24 protein-coding genes are annotated in these 21,424 nt (G+C 37.3%); 9 read left to right on the forward strand and 15 right to left on the reverse strand.

All coding sequences use genetic code 11. The annotated features are described in order from the left end of the window. Positions 1 to 47: 47 nt before the first annotated feature. The 6 genes from FGL31_RS15880 to FGL31_RS15905 all read right to left on the reverse strand — a co-directional run bounded on the left by FGL31_RS15880 (position 48) and on the right by FGL31_RS15905 (position 6,785). Positions 48 to 623: a hypothetical protein gene (locus tag FGL31_RS15880; RefSeq protein ID WP_138092855.1), complete on the reverse strand. Its 576-nt coding sequence runs from the start codon at positions 621 to 623 to the stop codon at positions 48 to 50. Further along, positions 613 to 1,311, reverse strand: coding sequence for a hypothetical protein (locus FGL31_RS15885; protein WP_138092857.1), 699 nt, complete (start codon positions 1,309 to 1,311; stop codon positions 613 to 615). The genes FGL31_RS15880 and FGL31_RS15885 overlap by 11 nt, the downstream gene beginning before the upstream one ends. A 30-nt stretch (positions 1,312 to 1,341) precedes the next feature. Continuing rightward, the gene (locus FGL31_RS15890) at positions 1,342 to 2,130 is read right to left on the reverse strand and encodes a DUF695 domain-containing protein (RefSeq protein WP_138092859.1); all 789 of its coding nucleotides are present in this window, start codon (positions 2,128 to 2,130) and stop codon (positions 1,342 to 1,344) included. Between the two features lie 116 nt (positions 2,131 to 2,246). Then, a complete protein-coding gene (locus FGL31_RS15895) occupies positions 2,247 to 3,662 on the reverse strand; it encodes a helix-turn-helix domain-containing protein (protein WP_138092861.1) in 1,416 nt (471 codons plus the stop codon). Continuing rightward, complete coding sequence (locus FGL31_RS15900; RefSeq protein ID WP_138092863.1) at positions 3,622 to 3,993, reverse strand: hypothetical protein; 372 nt, start codon at positions 3,991 to 3,993, stop codon at positions 3,622 to 3,624. The genes FGL31_RS15895 and FGL31_RS15900 overlap by 41 nt, the downstream gene beginning before the upstream one ends. Positions 3,994 to 4,187: 194 nt before the next feature. Beyond that, on the reverse strand, positions 4,188 to 6,785 hold the full coding sequence (locus FGL31_RS15905) for a phosphatidylglycerol lysyltransferase domain-containing protein (protein ID WP_138092865.1): 2,598 nt from the start codon (positions 6,783 to 6,785) through the stop codon (positions 4,188 to 4,190). Between the two features lie 212 nt (positions 6,786 to 6,997). On the opposite strand from FGL31_RS15905, the gene FGL31_RS15910 reads away from it, so the two are divergent. Further along, complete coding sequence (locus FGL31_RS15910; protein ID WP_138092867.1) at positions 6,998 to 8,323, forward strand: DUF3472 domain-containing protein; 1,326 nt, start codon at positions 6,998 to 7,000, stop codon at positions 8,321 to 8,323. Between the two features lie 38 nt (positions 8,324 to 8,361). Further along, positions 8,362 to 8,757, forward strand: coding sequence for a (deoxy)nucleoside triphosphate pyrophosphohydrolase (locus FGL31_RS15915; RefSeq protein ID WP_138094778.1), 396 nt, complete (start codon positions 8,362 to 8,364; stop codon positions 8,755 to 8,757). Positions 8,758 to 8,816: 59 nt separating this feature from the next. On the opposite strand, the gene FGL31_RS26055 is transcribed toward FGL31_RS15915, so the two are convergent. From FGL31_RS26055 to FGL31_RS15930, 8 genes are all read right to left on the reverse strand, one after another. Continuing rightward, complete coding sequence (locus tag FGL31_RS26055; RefSeq protein WP_232046822.1) at positions 8,817 to 9,398, reverse strand: hypothetical protein; 582 nt, start codon at positions 9,396 to 9,398, stop codon at positions 8,817 to 8,819. 55 nt (positions 9,399 to 9,453) lie between these two features. Further along, positions 9,454 to 9,633 carry a hypothetical protein gene (locus FGL31_RS26060; RefSeq protein ID WP_232046823.1) on the reverse strand — a complete coding sequence of 60 codons (180 nt, stop codon included), beginning with the start codon at positions 9,631 to 9,633 and terminating at the stop codon, positions 9,454 to 9,456. Then, positions 9,617 to 9,772, reverse strand: coding sequence for a hypothetical protein (locus FGL31_RS26065; protein ID WP_232046824.1), 156 nt, complete (start codon positions 9,770 to 9,772; stop codon positions 9,617 to 9,619). The genes FGL31_RS26060 and FGL31_RS26065 overlap by 17 nt, the downstream gene beginning before the upstream one ends. Positions 9,773 to 9,880: 108 nt before the next feature. Next, the gene (locus FGL31_RS26070) at positions 9,881 to 10,060 is read right to left on the reverse strand and encodes a hypothetical protein (RefSeq protein ID WP_232046825.1); all 180 of its coding nucleotides are present in this window, start codon (positions 10,058 to 10,060) and stop codon (positions 9,881 to 9,883) included. Beyond that, entirely contained in the window at positions 10,057 to 10,761 is a 705-nt protein-coding gene (gene hppD / locus FGL31_RS26075; protein WP_232046826.1) for a 4-hydroxyphenylpyruvate dioxygenase, read from the reverse strand. The genes FGL31_RS26070 and hppD overlap by 4 nt, the downstream gene beginning before the upstream one ends. Positions 10,762 to 10,813: 52 nt before the next feature. Further along, on the reverse strand, positions 10,814 to 11,008 hold the full coding sequence (locus FGL31_RS26080) for a VOC family protein (protein ID WP_232046827.1): 195 nt from the start codon (positions 11,006 to 11,008) through the stop codon (positions 10,814 to 10,816). Positions 11,009 to 11,293: 285 nt separating this feature from the next. Then, a complete protein-coding gene (locus FGL31_RS26085; RefSeq protein WP_232046828.1) occupies positions 11,294 to 11,518 on the reverse strand; it encodes a hypothetical protein in 225 nt (74 codons plus the stop codon). Then, on the reverse strand, positions 11,511 to 12,374 hold the full coding sequence (locus FGL31_RS15930) for a homogentisate 1,2-dioxygenase (RefSeq protein WP_232046829.1): 864 nt from the start codon (positions 12,372 to 12,374) through the stop codon (positions 11,511 to 11,513). Before FGL31_RS15930 ends, FGL31_RS26085 begins: the two co-directional genes overlap by 8 nt. A gap of 336 nt (positions 12,375 to 12,710) precedes the next feature. Here FGL31_RS15930 and FGL31_RS15935 point away from each other — a divergent pair, with 336 nt between their 5' ends. After that, on the forward strand, positions 12,711 to 13,697 hold the full coding sequence (locus FGL31_RS15935) for a fumarylacetoacetate hydrolase family protein (RefSeq protein WP_138092869.1): 987 nt from the start codon (positions 12,711 to 12,713) through the stop codon (positions 13,695 to 13,697). A 20-nt stretch (positions 13,698 to 13,717) separates the two neighbouring features. Then, the gene (locus tag FGL31_RS15940) at positions 13,718 to 14,572 is read left to right on the forward strand and encodes a flavin reductase family protein (protein WP_232046830.1); all 855 of its coding nucleotides are present in this window, start codon (positions 13,718 to 13,720) and stop codon (positions 14,570 to 14,572) included. A 28-nt stretch (positions 14,573 to 14,600) separates the two neighbouring features. Here the strand turns inward: FGL31_RS15940 and FGL31_RS15945 are convergent, their stop codons facing one another. Continuing rightward, entirely contained in the window at positions 14,601 to 16,376 is a 1,776-nt protein-coding gene (locus FGL31_RS15945; RefSeq protein ID WP_317131030.1) for an aromatic amino acid hydroxylase, read from the reverse strand. 245 nt (positions 16,377 to 16,621) lie between these two features. Here FGL31_RS15945 and FGL31_RS15950 point away from each other — a divergent pair, with 245 nt between their 5' ends. The 5 genes from FGL31_RS15950 (at position 16,622) to FGL31_RS22755 (ending at position 21,277) form a co-directional block, all read left to right on the forward strand. Further along, positions 16,622 to 18,394 carry an AMP-dependent synthetase/ligase gene (locus FGL31_RS15950; protein WP_138092871.1) on the forward strand — a complete coding sequence of 591 codons (1,773 nt, stop codon included), beginning with the start codon at positions 16,622 to 16,624 and terminating at the stop codon, positions 18,392 to 18,394. A gap of 401 nt (positions 18,395 to 18,795) precedes the next feature. Next, positions 18,796 to 19,407: a hypothetical protein gene (locus FGL31_RS15955; protein WP_138092873.1), complete on the forward strand. Its 612-nt coding sequence runs from the start codon at positions 18,796 to 18,798 to the stop codon at positions 19,405 to 19,407. A 2-nt stretch (positions 19,408 to 19,409) separates the two neighbouring features. Next, positions 19,410 to 20,267, forward strand: a complete 858-nt coding sequence (locus FGL31_RS15960; protein ID WP_138092875.1) for a hypothetical protein — start codon at positions 19,410 to 19,412, stop codon at positions 20,265 to 20,267. 221 nt (positions 20,268 to 20,488) lie between these two features. Continuing rightward, positions 20,489 to 20,806 (forward strand): GNAT family N-acetyltransferase, encoded by a 318-nt coding sequence (locus FGL31_RS15965; RefSeq protein ID WP_138092877.1) that lies wholly within the window; start codon positions 20,489 to 20,491, stop codon positions 20,804 to 20,806. 297 nt (positions 20,807 to 21,103) lie between these two features. Then, the gene (locus tag FGL31_RS22755; protein ID WP_171017699.1) at positions 21,104 to 21,277 is read left to right on the forward strand and encodes a hypothetical protein; all 174 of its coding nucleotides are present in this window, start codon (positions 21,104 to 21,106) and stop codon (positions 21,275 to 21,277) included. Positions 21,278 to 21,424 lie beyond the last annotated feature (147 nt).

The following is a 21,424-nucleotide window of genomic DNA, read 5'->3' on the forward strand; positions in this document are numbered from 1 at the left end:
CATAAGACATAAGACGTAAGACGTAAGACATACGACATAAGGTATGATTACCACCATTGTGCTGTTGGCAAATAATACGAAGCCGTATCTCTTTCTGTCTGCCAAGGGGCCAATTCAAATCGATAAGCCTTATCCGACCCCTTCCAAGGAAGATTAGAATTCAATTCTCCCCACTGCATCTCTACATTATATGTCTTGCCTTCTGTGCTGGTTAATGTTCCGAACAATTTGGACCTCGAAAAACCTGATACCCCATTAGTATACTGTGTAGCCTTTTCAAAAACAACCTTTGAATTCTCCTGGATGGAATCGCTTAACTTAATCTCAGGTTCTGTTGCTTGTAATGCGGAAGTATAGCTTTGCCAACTATAAAGATTCGTATCTGCCATGACATAAGGAAACGACTTCCTTGTAGGATATTTCTCCATAAATAATCGCACTGGCCGTTTCAAAACCAGCTCTTTCCCTAACAAGTCTTTGAATGGATCTTTATTTCCGATGTTGGTTGATTTAGTCTTGCAAGTTTGAAATAGGAAAAACACAAACAAGAAAAAACCAACCACAATACAGGTTAAAACAATTTTTATTACACGCTTTGCAGATAATTCCTTTTTAGGAGCCATGATTTATCTTCTTTTCCGAGAAACTCATTTCAATAGTTCCATCTTCTGAAACCAAGTCAATCTGATAAGGTTCTTGACTTTTAATTTTCATAGGAATGGTTTCAGATTCAAAATCTGTGCTATTCATTTCAGCTGAAGGCTTGTGTGCAGTACTCATTTCTTTATTCAACGAAATTGACACTATTTCGTCGCCCGCATCTGTGACTTTGAACCATCCGAATCCTGCCCTTTTCGAAAATCTTGAATCAGTATCCATTTCTATAAATCTTCCATAATAAATATCTCCTGCCATCATTTTCTCCATTAATACGGTCGGACCAATAGCAGAAGGATTTGCAGGTGGTTTAAGAGAATCATAAGTTAAATATGCGAAAAAAGCTATAATAGCAACCATAAAAATATAACCAACTACAGTTAATTTAAACTTAAATGGAGCAGGAGGTACTTCTGTAGCACACTTTTCAGCATAAGATTTCATTTCTGCCGTCCATTTCCTCCTTGAAATTGTCTTCCCTGTTACGGTATCCCAATAAATTGGCGCAGCTTTCTTATTGTAACTTTGGGTGAATGCAGTACCCATATAATTCCTGTAAAAACCTAAAACCATTAAATTATTGGGATTAACTGGATTCTGAAGATGGTCTGCCGAAAACGAAGCCTCCTCTACTCTTTGGACACTTATAAACATTGTAATATTATTTTAATGTGATTAATAATTCTAATTTGAAATAACTTGCGATTCCCATCCATCATAATGGCCGTTATGTGCTTCCGCTTTTTCCCAAAGGGGTAAGCATAAATCATCTATATGTTCATAGGAAATATAATCTGACCGGGATATACTCACTTTCCACCCGTCCTGTTCCTTTTCTTTGGATTGTATTGCAAACCCTTCCTTCTCTGCAAATTCCAAAAAGTCAGCAACATCTTTTTCCTCTACAAAATTCAAATAATGGTGGATCGGCCGTGCTTGAGATAATGAATCCCCTGCCTCGATTAGCATTTTTACGACACTTCTGTTCTTGATCATTTCAAGCTGAAAAGGCAATGGATATGCTAGATCGTAAAAATCATCCCATTTTAAGTCTTCCCGATAATCGGTCTGGTAAGTTAAGCGTTCACCGAATGCAATGTCTACCTGATGTAAAAACGCCTCAGTGTCAGAAATTCTATGGCAGTAATACATCTGTAATCTTTCTGCATTCATACTTATCGTTGCAACATGCAGTAAGTTCTTTGTATATTTATCCTTTAGTTCAGCAATCTTATCTTCAACTTCATTGATGAGCTTAAAACTCTCCATGGTAGGTAGACCGTCCTCCCCCGCAGAATCATAAGGAACAATCAAATAAAAAACAAAAGGAAGGTCTTTTACTGGAGCAATATCTGCCACATTCAGATCTACGATCACCGAAGCTTTTTGATTATTGATTCGAGAAAAATAAACCTGCCAATTCTCATCATGACTTGGAATCTCTATTTTTTTTCTGAACAAGGATTTGAACATCTCTTACGATTTAGTAAAACAAAAAAATGTATTACCCAAATGTAGGACTCAAATGGAAACTATCAGAATGTTGGTTTTGTCAAATTATATAAATGCGGTAGATAGAAATACATAAATTACTGTCCGACAGGCTCATCTTTCAGATAATCCAAAAATTGTGAAGGCGTTACACCAGTACTTTTCTTGAATGCTTTACTGAAGATACTGTGGGATGAGAATCCACTGACCTCCGCTAAATAGGAAATTTTGTACTGTTCAAATTTCGGTTCATTTTTGATTTTTTCAATGATATAACGGATCCGCAAACCATTAATGTAATCATTGAAATTCATCTCCTTGTAGGTATTGATTATTTTTGAGAGTGTAATCGTATTCGTACCTAAATAACTCGCTAGATAAGCCAAACTCATTTTACTGTCTACGAAAAGATCCCCTTCTTCAAATTCCTCAAGCTTGTCCAAAATGCGAACGGTCTTTTCATCCATTTCTTGAGTTTGTGCTATAGCATTGTTTTCTTGAACAATTGCCTCCTTCTTAGCACTTGAACTATCCTCTTTCTTTTTCTTGTCTGAATTCAATTGATCCAGGTAGTCAGCAATTTTTTGCTTGTTTTTCTTGTTTTCTTTAAATTGATAAAACAAGATAATCCCCAACCCGGCAATCAATACAGCCAAGCCAAAAAGTATATATCTCAATAAAAAGTTAGTATTATTTTTTGCTGAAAGGTCTTTTTGAAGTTTTCCGACTTCTAGATTATTGATGAATGAATTAATAAAATTTGATCTTTCGTTATCATTGAGTTGCTCATCCTGTTCCATATACAAACCTGAATACATCAATGATTTGTCTGTGTCATTTAATTGCTTACTGGCCAAATAAGCATATCGGTAGGATTCCATCTCATACTTTACATAATCAGCAACTACCATTGGACTCTTAATTGCAGTTTCCAAATGGGATAAAGAGGAATTATAATCTCCTAATTGATAATAAATAATTCCAAGAAAAACTTCAGACATATAAGCATCTTCTTGGAATTCCTGGCTCTCATTGATTTTTATTACTTCCTGAAAAAATGGAATGGCTTTCTCGAACTCCTTTTTGAAAAAATGATATTTACCCTTAACCAAGATCGTATGAACAGAATTGGTGTTCACATCTCCCTTGAAATTTTCCTCATAAATCTGATCAACCAATTTCAACTCTTCAGCAGCTTGATCAAAATCCTCCTTCATGATATATCCGCAAGCCAAATTAATAGCTATCGTGGCCTTAGCATTCTCCAAATACCTGCGATCATATTCTTCAAGTTTGTCAGACTTGAGAGCGTTCAAGCTCTTGATGGCATTTTCCATTTCTGTATTGAAAACATCAAAATTTCCGCTTAAATAGTAGAAATATGAATATTCTGCTGATGCCAAGATTCGTGTTATACCTTCTGGAAAATCCCTAATATATTGCTCAGCACTCTCAAATGCTAGTTTACTTTTTTCATAATCCGATTTCTTGTAGTAGATCTCTGCTAAACCCAATTTTGCGTAAAATCGATTTTTTGGGATCTTTTGTCAAAGCTGAAATGGAATCTAATTTTTGTAGATAATTCAGTGTTATATCCAATTTTCCATTTGCTGCCGTCAGGTAATAAAACCAAAGGTATAATTGCTTCTTTTCCTCTTGGGTTAATTTCTGATTTTCAAGATATTCCAAATATAAAGTTGAACGAGTCTCAAAAGCACGGTCAAAAAGTTCATCATGAGAATATTTACTCAAACTATCTAATTGGTCTTGCCCAATTGTAACAAAGCCTTGAAGTAATAAGAATAATAAAACAATGCAATACCTAAACGAAATATCTTTTCTCATTCACTGACCATCAGTTAGTTAATCATAGGAATATGATTGAATAATTAAATTAATGAAATGAACATTTAACTTAACTCAATCATTTAAGTAAATATAATTTTTTTTAACAATTATGAGGGCAAATGCTATATAAATAGGTTAGTTTTTTGCGATAAAATATAGGTGTTTTAACAGATAATCTATATTAATCATAATTAGGAATTTTTGGTACTCATGACTTTTTTCATCACCACGGGTAATTGAATTAAATCAAAATCATGATCAAACAACAGAAATCTCTTTTCCCATTTATTAGAATACTTGTCTTTAAAATCTCTTTGATTCTGGTACTTACGGTATTTTGGGATTTTTGTCGACACGAAATTCATGATATGCTCTGCCGGATTATCTGGTCTATCGAGTCCCATCAACGGCACCATACCGAGATTAATGAACCTATAATCATGGATTTTAGCATATTCAATCAATTTGACAATTAAGCCATCCATACATGATCCAGGTGCATTCGAGACTTTCCGAAATAAATCGTAAGTACATTCGTCCATCGCATAGTCAGGAATTACGTTCAGAAAAGCAACAATCTGTCCCGCAGCATCTTCAATCGTGATAATATCCAAAGACCTTAGGGCAGATATATCAAACTGGCCTTGTGAAAAAACTACCTCTTTACGATTGTTTTCCAGTAACCATTCATCAGAAACAGACTTGAGTTTAACTAAGAATTCCTTGGTTTGGGGACCGTAATGAATTACAGATTTATAACCATTCTTATCCAAATAATTGAGACCATTACGCAAAGACTTTCTCGATTTCCCAGAAAGGTTAAATTGCTGAACATCCAACACGCCTTCCTGCCCGATCAACAATTTCTTTTTCTTTAACCCTTGAAAATTCAGTAAACTATCTTCAGAAACTCGAAAATAAATACTCTTCATCCCCTTCTTAAGGCAATAACACTCAAACTCTTTGATAATTTCTTCCTTATCTGTCCAATGACAAACCGGTTCATCCAATACGACAGCATATTTATTGGCTACCCGGTAGGAAACAAACCCTAATGAATTCCTGGAAAAATAAAGCTCCTTCTCCTTTGAAATCTTAAAATAGTCCATAGAAGAATTACCAAATTTATCCAACAATGTCTTCGCCATGGCCAACTCATCCTGACCATTGTTAATCGGAGTATACTTCTTAGGAACTAAGATCGTATAGAAGAATAAAATCCAACAGATTAATCCCAAAACATTGCTAATCTGCAAAAACTCCTTACCAAACTGCGTTTGTGGCTGCAATTCATCATTAGAAAAAAGAAGAAACTCCTTTAAGGCAACACTGAATGACTCCTTCCAAGTGAAATCAATCCCAAAATGCCTTTTGTCGATAATATAGAAACTAACAGTTTCAAATAGCAATACCCCAATAAATGAAAACAAAAATGTAAACACACCTATTCTCAACCAAAACTTATTGGTCTGAACTCTATATTCTTCGCGGTTAAAGATTAAAAACCCCAATGTAATTGCAGAAATAATTGATTCCTCATAATCGAATCCCTTGATTAAATGTCCTAATATGGAAATCGTGCAAAAGATACAGGCAAACCAATAAGCGGCTCTAAAGCCCCGAAACAGATATGTTGAACTCACCAAAAGGCCCGCACCAATGATCAATACCAATAACTTTGAAATGGAGAGAGCTTCTGCTGGAAAATAAAATCGCTCCAGATGAAAACGATTCGCCAATGGCGGGGTGATAACTGAAATAATATTGACCAATCCAAGTAAGAAAATCATTATTGCGGGTCCAATTCTGGTAATCAGTTGTGCCCCTTTTAAACTGAAAGCAAACAAGCCAAATACCAATGGTAACCAAAACTCAAAAACTCGATAAAGTAGAGTGATCCCTAAACCAGCCTCATGGCTATAACCGAACTTTTTAAAAATCAAAAACATCGACAGCTCCACCGCTCCCAAACCCCTTAAAAACGGGGAAACAATCATCAATAAGGTGGAAATGATATATCCCATTAATGCTGCCTCAAAAGACATCGGCAAGCCAAGGGCATACATCGCAATCAAAATATGGAAAACACCACAGAACTCAACTACCGTACTGTAAAACAATGCTAACAGCAAATGTCGCTTGTTAACCTGACTTGAAAATAGATTTGAAAATTGACCGATAGCCTTTGGAAACCTTTTCTCAAACCAATAATATAATCGAGTCTTATATCTGAAACAATAAATTATATAGAATGATAATCCCAATATCAATCCTAAAATCAATAATGGACCCAATAAATTATCAAATTGGTCACTCTTCCAACTCGTATAAATAAGGATAGGAACTGCAATGAGAAAAACTGAAAACATCGCAACATATCCATATAAGATACTGGCTTGATGAATCTGAGTCTTGTTTAGGTTCATTCGCCTCAATTGGGAAGTACTATAGGCCAATGATGAAATGCCGCCGGCAGGCAAAAAAACACTCAGAAAATTTCTTTTCAAAAATAAATCCAAAGCAATTCTCAAACTTATCCGAAGATTCATCGCTCGAAAACTTGCGATATACATATAAGCCTGTATAAACACAAATGCAACAGTCAATAATACCCCAATAAATAGCCATGGAATATTACACTGCTCCATCAATGGGATTATTTGCTCAATCTCTTTCCGCTGGTCCCGAAAAAAAACAAAAACCAATAAAATAATTAAGATACCTAATGATTCCTTCCAATAACGTAAAGGCTTAAATCTCCTCAGATTTCTGATCAGGACTTTTAACATAAAAATTAAAATACTATCGCAACAATTAGAGTAAATCTAAACTTCTATTATTTACAATAAGTTAAAATTTTATAATGTAATTATAAATAAATCACTAATAGCGCTAAGCACAAAACCCTGAATTAGAATTTTAGTCAATCGTTTTGATTGCATTCAAAATTTTTTATTCAAACAAACCTTATATATCTTCAAGGAATCTATAATATAACCAAATGAAAAAATTGACATATTCATTTTATTTACCTTTAACGCTGTTTGTTTTGCTGACCTTAGCATGCTCTAAACAAACCTATACAGCCGCCAAAAATAAAAGCAATGACAGCACTTATACCTTACCTTTGGCAGGCAATGCATTCTTAACCTCGAAAGAATCAGGATCTTCCGACCAAATCAACAATAATGGACTAGCAAACTGGTCAAATGAAAACACAGTGATCAGTTCATACATACGGGTGAATAACGCTGGAACTATAAAACTTGGATTAAATGCTAAAGTGTTACCTGACGGGAATTCAAGCCAAGTAAAAGTTACTGTCAATGGTAATAGTAAGACGCTTGATCTTAAAAACTCTGAAATAAATGAATATCCAATTGGTGATTTTACAGTGGATACAGGCTATGTTAAGATTGACCTCCAAGGAATCAAAAAATCTGGTGCCTATTTCGCAGATGTAACAAGCTATACCATTACAGGTGATGCGGTTAGTAATGGAGTAACTTATAGCAATGATCCTGAATTCTATTATTGGGCAAGAAGAGGACCTTCTTGTCATCTCACTTATACCGTTCCAACCACCGAAAAAGTGAGCTTTTACTATTCAGAGATTGAAGTCCCTCAGGGATCAGATCCTCATGGTTCCTATTTTATGGCGAATGGATTCGGTGAAGGGTATTTTGGTTTTCAAGTAAACTCAGATACAGAAAGACGAATTTTGTTCTCTGTTTGGAGTCCATATCAAACTGATGATCCAAATTCAATTCCGGATGACCATAAAATTATACTGAACAAAAAAGGTCCAGAAGTTCAAACCGGAGAATTTGGCAATGAAGGTTCTGGTGGTCAGAGTTTTCTAAGGTACAATTGGCAAGCAGGCACAACCTATAAATTCCTTTTAAAAGGTGAACCTGATGGAACTGGAAAAACAGATTATACCGCATGGTTTTATGCTCCAGAACAAGGGCAATGGAGACTGATCGCAAGTTTTAAAAGACCTAAAACAGATAAATACCTCACAAATTTCCATAGTTTCCTAGAGAACTTTAACCCAAATCAAGGACACTTAGCGAGAACTGCAGACTATAAAAACCAATGGGTTAGAACAACTTCAGGAAATTGGGAAAAAGTATCAGAAGCAAAATTCACAGTAGATAATACGTACAGGTCAAAACAAAGAATTGACGCCATTGGAGGTAAAAACAATAACGGTTATTTCCTGAAAAATGGTGGTTTCTTCAGTGAGTTGGTTACCCCTGGAACGAAATTTAATTTCGATAATATAAGCCAAGCGCCACAAATAGACTTTAACTCGTTACCATAAGTACATTATTATTCACTCAAATTAGTATATTTACTTTGATGATACATGTTGCCTGTGCCTTAATTGAAAAAGATCAACAGTTATTGATTTGTCAAAGATCTGCTGATATGAAACTCCCCTTAAAATGGGAGTTCCCGGGAGGAAAATTGGAAGATGGTGAAACCCTGCAAGAATGCTTGCTGAGAGAGGTGTTGGAAGAAATCAATCTAAATATTGAAATCGTTGAAGAACTCACAAAGGTAGAATACCACTACCCGGATTTCTCACTGACCCTTTATCCATTTGTTTGCACCATAATTGGTGGTGAAATTAATGCAAACGAACATGAACAAGTGTTATGGGTTGATAGAACTGAATTGTTCCGCTTTGATTGGGCAAATGCAGATCTTCCAATTGTAGAAGAATATATCCGTACCCGAAGAGAAGAAGTCTAATTTAATGACATACAAAACAAAAGCATGGTGAAAGTCTATTCACCATGCTTTTTTATTGCCTAAAGCAATTGTCTCAAAGCCAATTCATAAGCTCTGGACGATATATGTGTTTTGGTTTCTGGCATATATTCATGGATGTTTTTCAAAGCCTTTAAGATCACTTCTGAAACATCTTGGAACAATGAATCATCACTGATTTCAATATTAGGTTGCATCAAGTATGCAAATACCCGAGCCATTCCACAATTGGCCACAAAATCTGGAATAACCGCAACGTGCTGATCTGCGTATTCCATCACTGGACCATAGAAAATCTCCCTATCAGCAAAAGGAACATTGGCACCTGAAGCAATCACTTCCAGTCCATTTTCAACCATCAGCTGAATCTGCTCCTTTGATACCAACCTCGATGCTGCCGCAGGGATAAATATCTCAGCTCCCATTTCCCAAATCCTAGAATTAATCTCCTCAAAACTCAACATGGAATCAGAAAATAAAGAATTTCCCTTTCGACCCAAAAACAAATCGCGAATCTCATCCTCCGTAAATCCATCAGGATTCAGCAATCCTCCAACCCTGTCGATTATCCCCACAATCTGAACACCCATCTTACTCAGATAAAATGCAGCCGATGCAGCCACATTACCCCAACCTTGTATTATGGCACGTTTTTCAGAGATCCTACCGCCAAATAAATTATAAAAATGTTTTTACTGACTCAGCAACACCATATCCTGTGATCATATCAGCAACCTTAAACTTACGCTTAAGGTCTGGGCTATAATGAGAGTCCTCCAAAACTTTGGAAACTCCATATCTCAATTGACCAATTTGATGAATCCTGCCATTCTCACGAATATCAAAATGACCATTCAAAACACCTTCTTGGAGGGTGCCATAAACCAAACTGCTCAGTCAAAGGGATTACATCATAGATTTCATCTACGTTAAGATCACCACCCGTTCCGTAATAATTCTTCAACAATGGAGTCACTACTTTAAACCAACGTTGCAAACACCATGCTTTCTGGGGTCGGCAGGGTCAAAATTAATTCCCGATTTTGCACCGCCGATTGAAGGACCTGAAACGGTGAATTTTACTTCCATCGTCTTTGCCAACGACTCACTTCATTACGGTCCAGACCTGAACGCATCCGCGTACCACCACCGGCAGCTCCCCACGCAATGAGTTGATAACAACCCAACCTTCAGCATCTGTCTCCGTATCCTTCCATTCAAAAACAATCTCCGGTTGTTTTTGCTCAAATTCTTGCAATAATTCTTTCATTATCAATAGGTTCATCTGGAAATATTATAATTACCCCTCTTTTCTTGCTCTCTTTCAATCGCTTCAAATAAGGCCTTGAAATTACCAGCTCCAAAACTCTGAGCACCCTTGCGCTGAATAATCTCAAAGAATAAGGTTGGACGGTCCTCAACGGGCTTCGTGAAAATCTGAAGCAAATAACCCTCTTCATCCCTATCAACCAAAATCCCCAGTTCCTGAATGGCTTTGATCTCCTCATCGATCTCACCGACACGTTCTGGCAACATATCATAATATGCCTCAGGTGGAGCACCCAAAAACTCAACACCACGTGCCTTCAAAGCTTTTACTGTACTCAAGATATCATTGGTGGCCAATGCCGCATGTTGAACTCCCTCCCCTTCATAAAACTCCAAATACTCCTCTATCTGTGACTTTTTCTTTCCTTCTGCAGGCTCATTGATTGGAAATTTAACATAACCATTACCATTACTCATCACCTTACTCATCAAGGCAGAATATTCTGTATTGATCTGCTTATCATCAAAAGACAATATATTCACAAACCCCAATACATCCTGATACCATTGAACAGTTTCATTCATCCTGTCCCAACCTACATTTCCAACACAGTGGTCAACATATAAAAGACCCGTTTCCTCTGGTTGATAATCACTCTCCCATTTTATATATCCTGGCATAAATGGCCCTTTGTAGTTCTTGCGTTCTACAAACATGTGCACTGTCTCCCCGTAAGTATAGATTCCAGCAGTGCGTACTTCACCATGCTCATCTTTGTTTTACCTCTAGGTCTTGGTACACTTTGGCACCTCGCTTCACCGTTTCATGCAATGATTTTTCAGCATCATCAACCCATAAGGCAAGCACCTTCACTCCATCGCCATGTTTCTTAACATGCTCTGAAATCGCGCTGTCAGATTTTAATGCCGTAGTCAGAATAATCCTGATTTTGTTCTGCCTCAAAACATAAGAAGCACGATCCCTAATTCCAGTCTCAGGACCAGCATAAGCCTCCGATTGAAAACAAAAGCAGTCTTATAAAAATTGAGCCGCTTGCTTCGCATTGCCTACGTAAATTCTATATAATCAGTTCCATTGATAGGCAAAAAATCCTGTGCCTTAGCAATCTTCTCTGCAAATGTTTGTGTCATAATATTTAATGTTTATTTTAAGTCTAACCATGATTTATAATAATCCTCATCCTCTATTTCTACAGCTTCCTCTGTTAACATCAGAGGTCTGAAAGGATCAATCATCACTGCGAGTTCCTCCGTTCTGGTCTGGTCCTATACTTTTCTCAACCGTACCAGGGTGAGGACCGTGCGGAATACCTCCGGGTGCAAGGTAATCTGTCCTTTCTCTACAGATTTCCTGGCTCATGAAATCTCCATCTACATAATAAAGAACCTCATCGGAATCAACATTGCTATGATTATAGGGAGCGGGAATAGATTGAGGATGGTAATCATACATCCTTGGACAAAAAACTGCAAAGGACAAATGAATTGGTTTCAAAGGTTTGATGAACGGGAGGTGGCTGATGCAGCATCCCTGTAATCGGCATAAAATCATGAATTGAAAATGCCCAAGGATAATGATAACCATCCCATCCTACAAAATCAAATGGATGAGTTCCATAAATATATGGATATATCAATCCTTGTTTTTTGATCTTAACCTCAAAATCACCTTTTTCGTCGTATGTTTTCAGGTTTTGTGGCTTTCTGATATCGCGCTCACAGAATGGAGAATGCTCCATCAATTGTCCAAATTCATTTCGATATCTCTTGGGAGTACGGATCGGTTCAAAGGATTCTACAATGAATAATCTATTTTTATCCGTATCAAAATCTATTTGATAGATTACACCTCTAGGGATAACCAGGTAATCGCCATAGCTGAATTTTATCTCTCCATATCCAGTCCTCAAAGTACCTGTTCCTTCATGAATAAAAATAACTTCATCAGCTTGACTGTTCTTGTAAAAATAATCGCTCATGGAATCCTGTGGCGCTGCCAAAGAGATATGAAGGTCGGAGTTGACCAGAACAGGAGTACGACTTTCTAAATAATCGGCTTTTGGCTTCACCTGGAATCCTTTTAGACTTGTGTGCTTCAGATGTTTTTCCCTAGCTACTTTGGGCGAAACATCATAAGGATCCTTGATTTCTTTTACAATCGTCGGTGGATAACAGTGGTATACCAAGGAATATACGCTCGAAAACCCGTGGGTGGAGACAAGTTCTTCTGAATAAAGCTCACCATCGTCCTTTCTGAAAACGGTGTGTCGTTTTTGAGGGATTTTTCCCAATTGATGATAAAGTGGCATAATTAAAAGTTTATAAAAAATGATTGAATAATAATTGAGTTACATAGCCAAAGCCATATATCAATTCTTAAAAAAATGAAATTGGAAAATTAGTATTGTGCAAAAACAACATCAGCAATCAATGCCTTGATATAAGGCATCAAACCTTTCGGAAGGTTCTTCTGATTCATGTTGGTTAAGTTCATATTGGGTATCAATTATTTCAAAGATAAACTTTATAATTCTATATTTACAGGGATTTACAGAAAATAAATATGGTATTATGATATTTAATTTCTTATATCCATAATATTATAACCATTGTAAATTTTAAAGCAAAGCTTTCAAAAATTCATTATGAAAATTGTAACATACTTTGAAAATGGCAAGGAACAGCTCGGTTTCGTTTTAGAAGACAAAGTCTTTCCAAGCCATATGATCTCCAATAAAATCCCCAATTCAACATTAGAACTCATGCAACTTGGAAAGCAAGGCTTAAAAATTACCCAAGATGAATTGGAGAATTTCCAAAAAATCGAAGGCTATCAAAATGAAGGGTTGAATTTCTCTGAAATAAGATTGGCTGCCCCTCTTCCAAACCCAACATCTTTCAGAGATGCCTATGCTTTCAGACAACATGTCGAAACCTCACGCCTCAACCGCGGCCTCGAAATGATACCTGAATTTGATCAATTCCCCGTATTTTACTTCTCAAACCACCAAGCTATCCAAGGCCCGGGACCTGTCTATTGCATGCCGGATCATTTCGATAAAATGGATTTTGAACTCGAAGTTGCCATCGTAATAAATAAAAAAGGTCGAAACATAAAAGCAATAGACGCTGACAATTATATCGCAGGAATAATGATCCTAAACGACCTTAGTGCTCGAAATCTACAAATGCAGGAAATGAAACTAAACCTTGGCCCGGCCAAGGGAAAAGATTTCGCAAGTATGTTCGGCCCCTATCTCGTCACATTCGATGAACTGGAAAAATATAAAACTAAAACAGTCGATGGCCATATCGGCAATACCTACGATCTAAAAATGAGATGTTGGGTAAATGACGAATTGCTTTCTGAAGGCACACTAGCCAGCATGCATTGGACATTTGCAGAGATTATAGAAAGAGCATCCTATGGAGTAACTTTATATCCAGGTGATATAATCGGATCAGGTACAGTGGGTACTGGTTGCTTATTGGAGTTAAACGGAACCGCTAAAAGAAAAGACCCAAACCACCAAGAACAATGGTTACAACCAAATGATGTTATCAAAATGGAAGTGACGGGATTGGGAACATTAGAAAACAAAGTCTTCCTTGAAGAAGAATCTGAACAATAAATCATTTTATAAACTTATATATGCAGTTCAACGAAACGAAAACATTTGACCAAAAAACTCATGGATCGCTATTCGATAGCATGATTAAATATGCCATAGCTCCAAGACCAATCTGTTTCGCATCCACGATCGATAAGGATGGCCATGTGAACCTTAGTCCCTTCAGCTATTTCAATTTTATGTCCACAAATCCGCCAGTATGCGTATTTTCTCCCCTGACAAGAATGAGAGATGGACAGGACAAACATACCCTCGCAAATATCAGAGAAGTCGATGAAGTAGTTATCAATATCGTAAATTATGATATTGTCCAACAGACTTCGTTAGCAAGTACAGACTATCCAAAAGAAGTCGACGAATTTGCCAAATCTGGCTTGACCGCAATTCCATCTAAATTCATTAAACCACCACGTGTCGCTGAATCTCCAGTACAGTTGGAGTGTAAAGTACGAGACATCATCACTATCCAAGAAGGCGGTGGAACAGGTAACTTGGTCCTGGCAGAAGTAGTATGTATGCACGTCCAAGGCCAATACCTGGATGATAACGATAACATTGACCAAGCTGCCCTGGATTTAGTAGCTCGATTGGGTGGAAATTGGTATTGCAGAGTTACGAAAGACAACTTATTTGAAGTCCCAAAACCTCTCAGAAAATTAGGAATTGGAGTAGATCAACTTCCAGAACATATCCGTAATTCATCCATCCTAACTGGCAACCAATTAGGATTGTTGGCCAATATTGAAGTTTTGCCAGAATTGGATGAATCAACAAAAAATGATGAACATATCGTCAGCCTTCTTTCCATGTGGTCAGGAGACCAGGTCCAACTCAATAACGAAACTGCAAAGGTACGCCGCAAAATTCCTAGATGATGGAATGGTAGACGAAGCTTGGCAAGTATTATTGGTAAACTAATTCCAAATTGATGGGTTGGGTCTTCGCAAGAAAGATACCATCAGAAATTAATTTGTTAAGGTCAGGATTTTTCCTGGCCTTTTCTTTTAACCGCTGTTCCAGTAAAATCTGCATTTCTGAATCATCATCCTTAAATGCAAGTTCAAATAATTCGACCGTCGCCAGCCAATCTTGGGAAAATTTGCGATCAAGGTTATCAGCTAGTTGTGCTATCGTTCGGTCTGAATGTCCAAGCTCCCGCAAGTCACGAATTTCTTGATAAATCTGGTGAAGCTCCTTCTGCTCCTCAGACCAAATCTGCTTTTCAGTTTTGACCTCCGAAATCGATATTTCAGGTTCAAATGCAAATTTGTCTGCAGCACCAGCAAAAACCGACTTGACGGAACTCCCTACAGCCATATCAAATATGCCCCATTCTGGTTGAAAAATCACCTCAGATGTAGGCTCATGCAAAACTGTACAATCCTCAAAACTGATGATCAAAACATGACCCAATTCATTGAACTCAAATGCCTTTACTTGTCCAGTAACCATTATGCCAGATCGAAAATATAACGTCGAAGGATTTCCAATTTCGATACCCATTTCCTTCAAATCTTCTATTTTACATTCCTCCAATGGTTTCCTTTTTCCCAACAGCTCTCCTACAGGTGAGCTAAACCCATCCTTATGATAATTCTTACCATGGCCAGAAAGCTGCTTATTTTGGTATGCTAAGGCAGTTGGGCTGTTTGTTTTGATGGCAATCAATCCTTCATCCATGAAAAATGAAGTAAAGATCCCAGAAATTTGAAGTCCAGAACTAAGTTCTACTGTGCATACATTCTTGCTGTCAATAGCCTTCTCCAAACCTTCTCGTCCTCCTTTTCTAAACGCCATTTGCTCAGCAAATTCATCCAAAACTTTGTAAGCATGTTTAAAATCTGGCGTTACAAATAATTGTGGCTGTGGTTTGGTGATATCATAAGAATATTGAAGAGTATCTAAATTATAATCCAACTTTTTGACATCTGCTTGCATACAGGTAGCACTTTCACCGATCGATGACAATAACCCTGCACCATAGATCTTATGGTCTTCAACAGTACCTATTAACCCATATTCTACCGTCCACCAATGTAACCTGCTTAACAGAGCCATCTCAGAAGGTTCTCCCATATTTGTGGAAATATCATTGAAATGATCAGTTGCTATTTTTATCTCCTCTTCGCTTGCATCTTCTTTTTCTTTTACGATAGACAAGGCCCTGATTGCTTCATAAAGCTCAAAATCTTTAGCAGAGCTCATGGCCTTCGAACCTACCTCTCCAAAATATTGTAAATATGCAGCATATTCGGGCTCCCCAATGATTGGAGCATGACCGGATGATTCATGGATAATATCAGGTGCTGGAGTATAAGTTATATGTTCAATCTGACGGATATCCGCGGCAATAACCAGAACACAATGAGCTTGAAACTCCATAAATGCTGCCGGTGGAATAAATCCATCAACCGTCACTGCACCCCAACCAATCTTCTGCAAACTGTCATTCATGGATTGCAAGTTTGGAACCCGTTCAATGGTCAATCCAGCTTTTGTCAAACCAGGTATATAAGGATAGTATGCAATGTCCTTCAAATATGCGTAGTTCTGGCGCATCACATAACGCCAAATTGCTTGGTCCAATGCACTGTAACGGTCGTAAGTATGCTCCACCACGTACCTTTGCAAATGCTTCGGCAGCTGCTCCAGAACGGGATTATTATACGTATTCATCATAATTAAGTTTAAACAAACTTAAAACTTTTAACTACATAAACAAAACAACCTGCTGTCAATAAAATGACAAATTATTATGTTGCCGTACCAAACCCTGAAAATCCTCTATATTATATCGGCCTATGGTAAATTATTTATTTTGAACCCCAACAATTTCATATTTTTGCAAAACTTCTTAACTCACCTGTGTGTTATGGAGTTTAAGATTCCTGTCGATAATCTTGAAAGACAGGATTTTATATGTTATGGAGGAAAATCTTAGACTTTTTGACCTTGCCCTTAGGCAAGTTGACCTGTTCCCAAACCTTAATATGTTCGCTCATAAAAAGGACGGTGAATGGAAAACCCTGACTTCAGCAGAATATTTGGAGCAAGTAAATGCTATTTCCAAAGGACTGATCGAGTTGGGCGTAAAACCTAATGACAAGGTAGGATTAATTGCTGACAGCAGTATTGAATGGCACATCGTTGACTTCGCAATCCAACAGATTGGCGCAATTGTGGTTGCCATCTATCCAAATATCAGCGATTCTGATTATCAGTTTATCTTTAATGATGCTGAAATCAAATTATGTATCGTTAGCAATAAAAATCTCTTCAATCGTCTTACTCAATTAACAGAATCCATATATACACTCAAGTATATTTTCTGCATTGATAAACATGAAGGTATACGCAATTGGGATGAGCTCAAAACTGTAGGTGCACATATCCCTGATTCTAAGATCGAAGAACTGAGGGCAAATATCAAACATACAGATCTTGCAACCTTGATTTATACTTCCGGTACAACTGGCAAGCCAAAAGGTGTGATGCTAACGCACCACAATATAATTTCCAATGTGGAAGCTGCCAGAGAAATCACGCCGTGTAAGGCTTATGACCGCGGACTTACTTTCTTGCCCCCTTGCCATGCTTATGAACGAATGGTAATTTATACTTACATGTATATTGGAATCACCATTTATATCGCAGAATCTCTTGACAAAATCGGTCAGAATATTGGCGAAGTGAAACCTCATATCATGACTGCAGTTCCTCGAATCTTAGAAAAAGTATATGAGAAGATCATGAAAACGGGACTGGAACTGACAGGTGTGAAACGCAAAATCTTTGATTGGGCCGTCGAGGTTGCTGAAAAGTATGATCCGAATCCTGAAAACAGATCTTTTGGATACAACCTCAAACTAAAGCTTGCCAAAAAATTAGTTCTAGATAAATGGTATGATGCTTTGGGTGGACATCTCTTGACTGTTGCCTCCGGCAGTGCATCCTTACAGGCTAAGCTTGCCAGAGTGTTCCTCGCAGCCGGAATACCACTTTATGAAGGTTATGGAATGACCGAAGCCTCCCCTTTGATCTCTGTTAACCATTACTTGAAAGGAATCCGTATCGGAACGGTTGGACTGGCCGTAAAATATGTTGAAATTAAACTTGCTGATGACGGGGAAATCCTTGTGAAAGGCCCTAACGTCATGCAAGGATATTACAAGAACAAAGAAGAAACGGATAAAACCATTATCGATGGCTGGTTGCATACCGGCGATATCGGGACATGGGAAGATGGTGATTTCTTAAAAATCATAGACCGCAAGAAAGAAATGTTCAAAATTTCTGGTGGTAAATATGTTGTTCCACAACCTATAGAAAAGAAATTGCTGGAATCAAATTATATCGAACAAGCTATGGTCATTGGTGACGGACAAAAATTCGCATCGGCATTTATTGTTCCCAACTACGCACACCTACAAGACTGGTCAAAAAATGAAGCACCAGAACTAAAAGGAATGCCAAAGGATAAATTTCTGCATGAAGCGAAAGTGGTCCGAAAAATCAATAAGGAGGTTCAGCTTGCAAACCAACATTTCGGAAACTGGGAGCAGATCAAAAAGCCTATCATCCTAAACGATGAATTCACTATCGAAAGTGGCGAATTGACACCTACCCTAAAAATGAAACGTAAAGTCATCCTAGAAAAATATAGGAAAGAATTCGAGGAGTTGTATAGGGTGGACTAGATTTGAGATGTGAGATGTGAGATGTGAGATGTGAGATATGAGATGTGAGATGTGGGAGGTGGACCGCCCTTCTACCGATGGCTGCGTTGGTTGAGCGGAGCCGAAACCAGGAGCCGAAGCCCAGGGACCGCCCCCCGCCCTGGTTGGTGTCCTCACCAACCAGCAACTTATCCAATCTAAAAAACCCTTACCTCAAAATTAATCCTCGGCATCCCCACCGACCCAGCATGCCTTATTCCTATAAACTTTACCAATTCTAATGTCTTGTGTCTTATGTCTTATGTCTACCTCCTAAAGAAACTTTATTAACTTTCCCATAAAAACCATATCTTAGTCTACAACTAACGATACCAAATAAACAAATAGTAAATTTTATGTTAAATTCTCTTTAAACAAATTCTATGAGAGCTACTACTATTAAGTTATGCATCTTGCTAGTGCTTTTTGTTGGGTTCACAAACCTTCAATCCTGTACCAAGAAAGCCCCTGAAGAACCTAAAGTAAAACCAGAACCAGAACCTGAACCTGAACCTGAACCCGAAAAAAACTTATCATATTCCTACAGTTCTGAAACTATTCAAGAATTTAATCTTTACCATAAGGACCAATCCAAATCATCATTCGAACATACTGAGCTGAGTAAATTCTTTAAAAACAGACCAAAGTACTTCCGCCCTCAAACAATGAAATTCAAGGATGATTCATTATTCATTTCAAAACTTGGTGATTACCAAGAAGCCTATAAAATAAAATGGGAAAACGAAAAATTGTTGATCTACCAAGATGAAGACAAATCATGGAAACATTTTGCCGACAAAAATGACAAGGACCAACTCTCCTTGAATATAGTTCTATACAACAGTGAATTGAAAAGTGCCAACTCAAATGCTGTACGTACAGGACAGTTATATAACCCTATTTCTATCCATGACATACTGAGTGACCAAAGCAGTGCTGACATGAAAACGATATGGCTGAAGATCAATACCATTTATTCACCTGAAAAGAATTAACCATGAAAAGAAAATTACTAGTCCTGTTACTTATCCTCTTTTGCTTAAATTCGATCGCTCAGGAAATTCAAGATGAAACCAACAGGATATTTATCAATAAGAATCCAAAAGAATTATACCTCGGTGCAATCCTAAAGATCAGTTCTCTTGATAAAGACAAATATGAAATTGTTGAAGGATCTAATCTGCCGCAAGTAACTTATCTCATGATCAACAAAGATGTCCCTCCGATGACGCCCAACCTGAGCTCGATGAGAGATTTTATCCGCAAAGAAATTAAAGGCGAGGACCTGTCTACTATCGTCAGCACAGGATATCCTAAAGTGCAAAAGGTAGAATCGTATGAAAAATTGGGAGCTGTATTCGGCGAGAGGATAAATCCTGAAATCATGCTCGCCGTGAATCCAAAATCAAAAAAATCAAAGTCACTCTATGTTGCAACTTTTACAAATATGATCTATACCATTAATTGTCAAACTGATATCGTGAAAGCAAAAGCACATCCTGCATTGAAAGGACTAGACCCAAAAGATTTGATGTATGTTGAACAGTTATCATTTGGAAGATTTGCAACCATTTTCATAGAATCAGATGCAGAATATGAAAAAATTGAGGCCTTAGTGCAGAAGAAATATGAAAAAAAAGCCCTGACAGATCAGGAAGAATCAATCATAGCCAATTCGACCATACATTTCCAAATCTTGGATTACAATGAAACAGGACTTGCAACAGGCGATCCATTTGATGTCATACGAGAATATATCTCCGCACCAATAACCGAAAATGACTTTCTGAGACCTATTTGGACCTCTGGAATAAATTTGAACGATGGAGACATGGTATACACGCCATTAAAATAAAAACGAAAATCTTATCATATATCAAGATAATCCTCAAGCAGAACGCTTAATTTTACTCCAATAAGTGATAGACTAATCGTAGAAATAAGTCCTCTTGTTAGTAATCATGCTGTCATTGATTATGAGAAAGCACGGGCATCAGGATTTGTATCAAGACTATTAAAAGAAATTAAAAAAACAACATAGTACAAACTCAAGTCACACATTATTGTTAATTGGATATGAAAGAAAAATTCAACAACCTTCAGGTTAAGAAAAACGAAGAAAAGAATCGATATGAATTAGATGTCGATGGACATATTGCATTTATTGATTATAAAGAAACAAACAGCACAGTAGCATTGATCCATACGGAAGCACCTGCAGAACTTGCTGGTAGTGGGGCTGCATCAGCATTGGTTGAAAAAACCCTCAACTTAATCAAGGAATCAGGAAAAACGGTTTCGCCATACTGTCCATACGTTTTTGCATTTATTAAAAAGCACCCAGAATGGAAAGAATTGGTGTCGTCAAGATTTCCAAAATATGACGAACTGTAAAAATCATCGTTAAAAATTCTAAAAATTCTACAAAAGCCTTTCCAATTGAAAGGCTTTTTTATTTCTTCCAAAACCGCACAAACCGACAAAGCCAAACATCAGACTATCCTGACCTATCAGAATAGAAGATTATACCTTAAATCTAGCTTTTCAGCCCTAAATGTGTTCCTTTTTGTCTTTCCTTTTACTCTTGTTCTTGTCTCAGTCTACTCTCGTTCGTCTCTCGTACGCACCTTGTTCGGAGCTCGTTCGGAGCTTCTTCGGATAACACCCGAACAAGGTCCGAACAAGGTCCGAATGAAAGAGGACGGAGAGTGGAACAAGAGTGGAACGAGAGTGGAAGAAGAGTATATAAAAAGAAGAATAAATGAAAAACCAAAACTTGGTATTCTTAGAATAAAAATGGGTGCAAAATCGGAGTTTAAAGTAAAAGGTATTTGTTCGTGTTTTGTGGATTTAAAGTTTGTATAAGCCACTAAATTGAAAAAAGATATCAAAAAAGAAAGGGAAGCAATCTGGCAATTGCTCCCCTAACTATTAACCAATTATAAACTTAAATTATGAGATAGCAAATATAGTTATTAAATCGATTATTCCTAATATTTTTTGCGTTTTCAT

It is taken from the genome of Sphingobacterium daejeonense, assembly GCF_901472535.1.
Taxonomy (GTDB): domain Bacteria; phylum Bacteroidota; class Bacteroidia; order Sphingobacteriales; family Sphingobacteriaceae; genus Sphingobacterium; species Sphingobacterium daejeonense.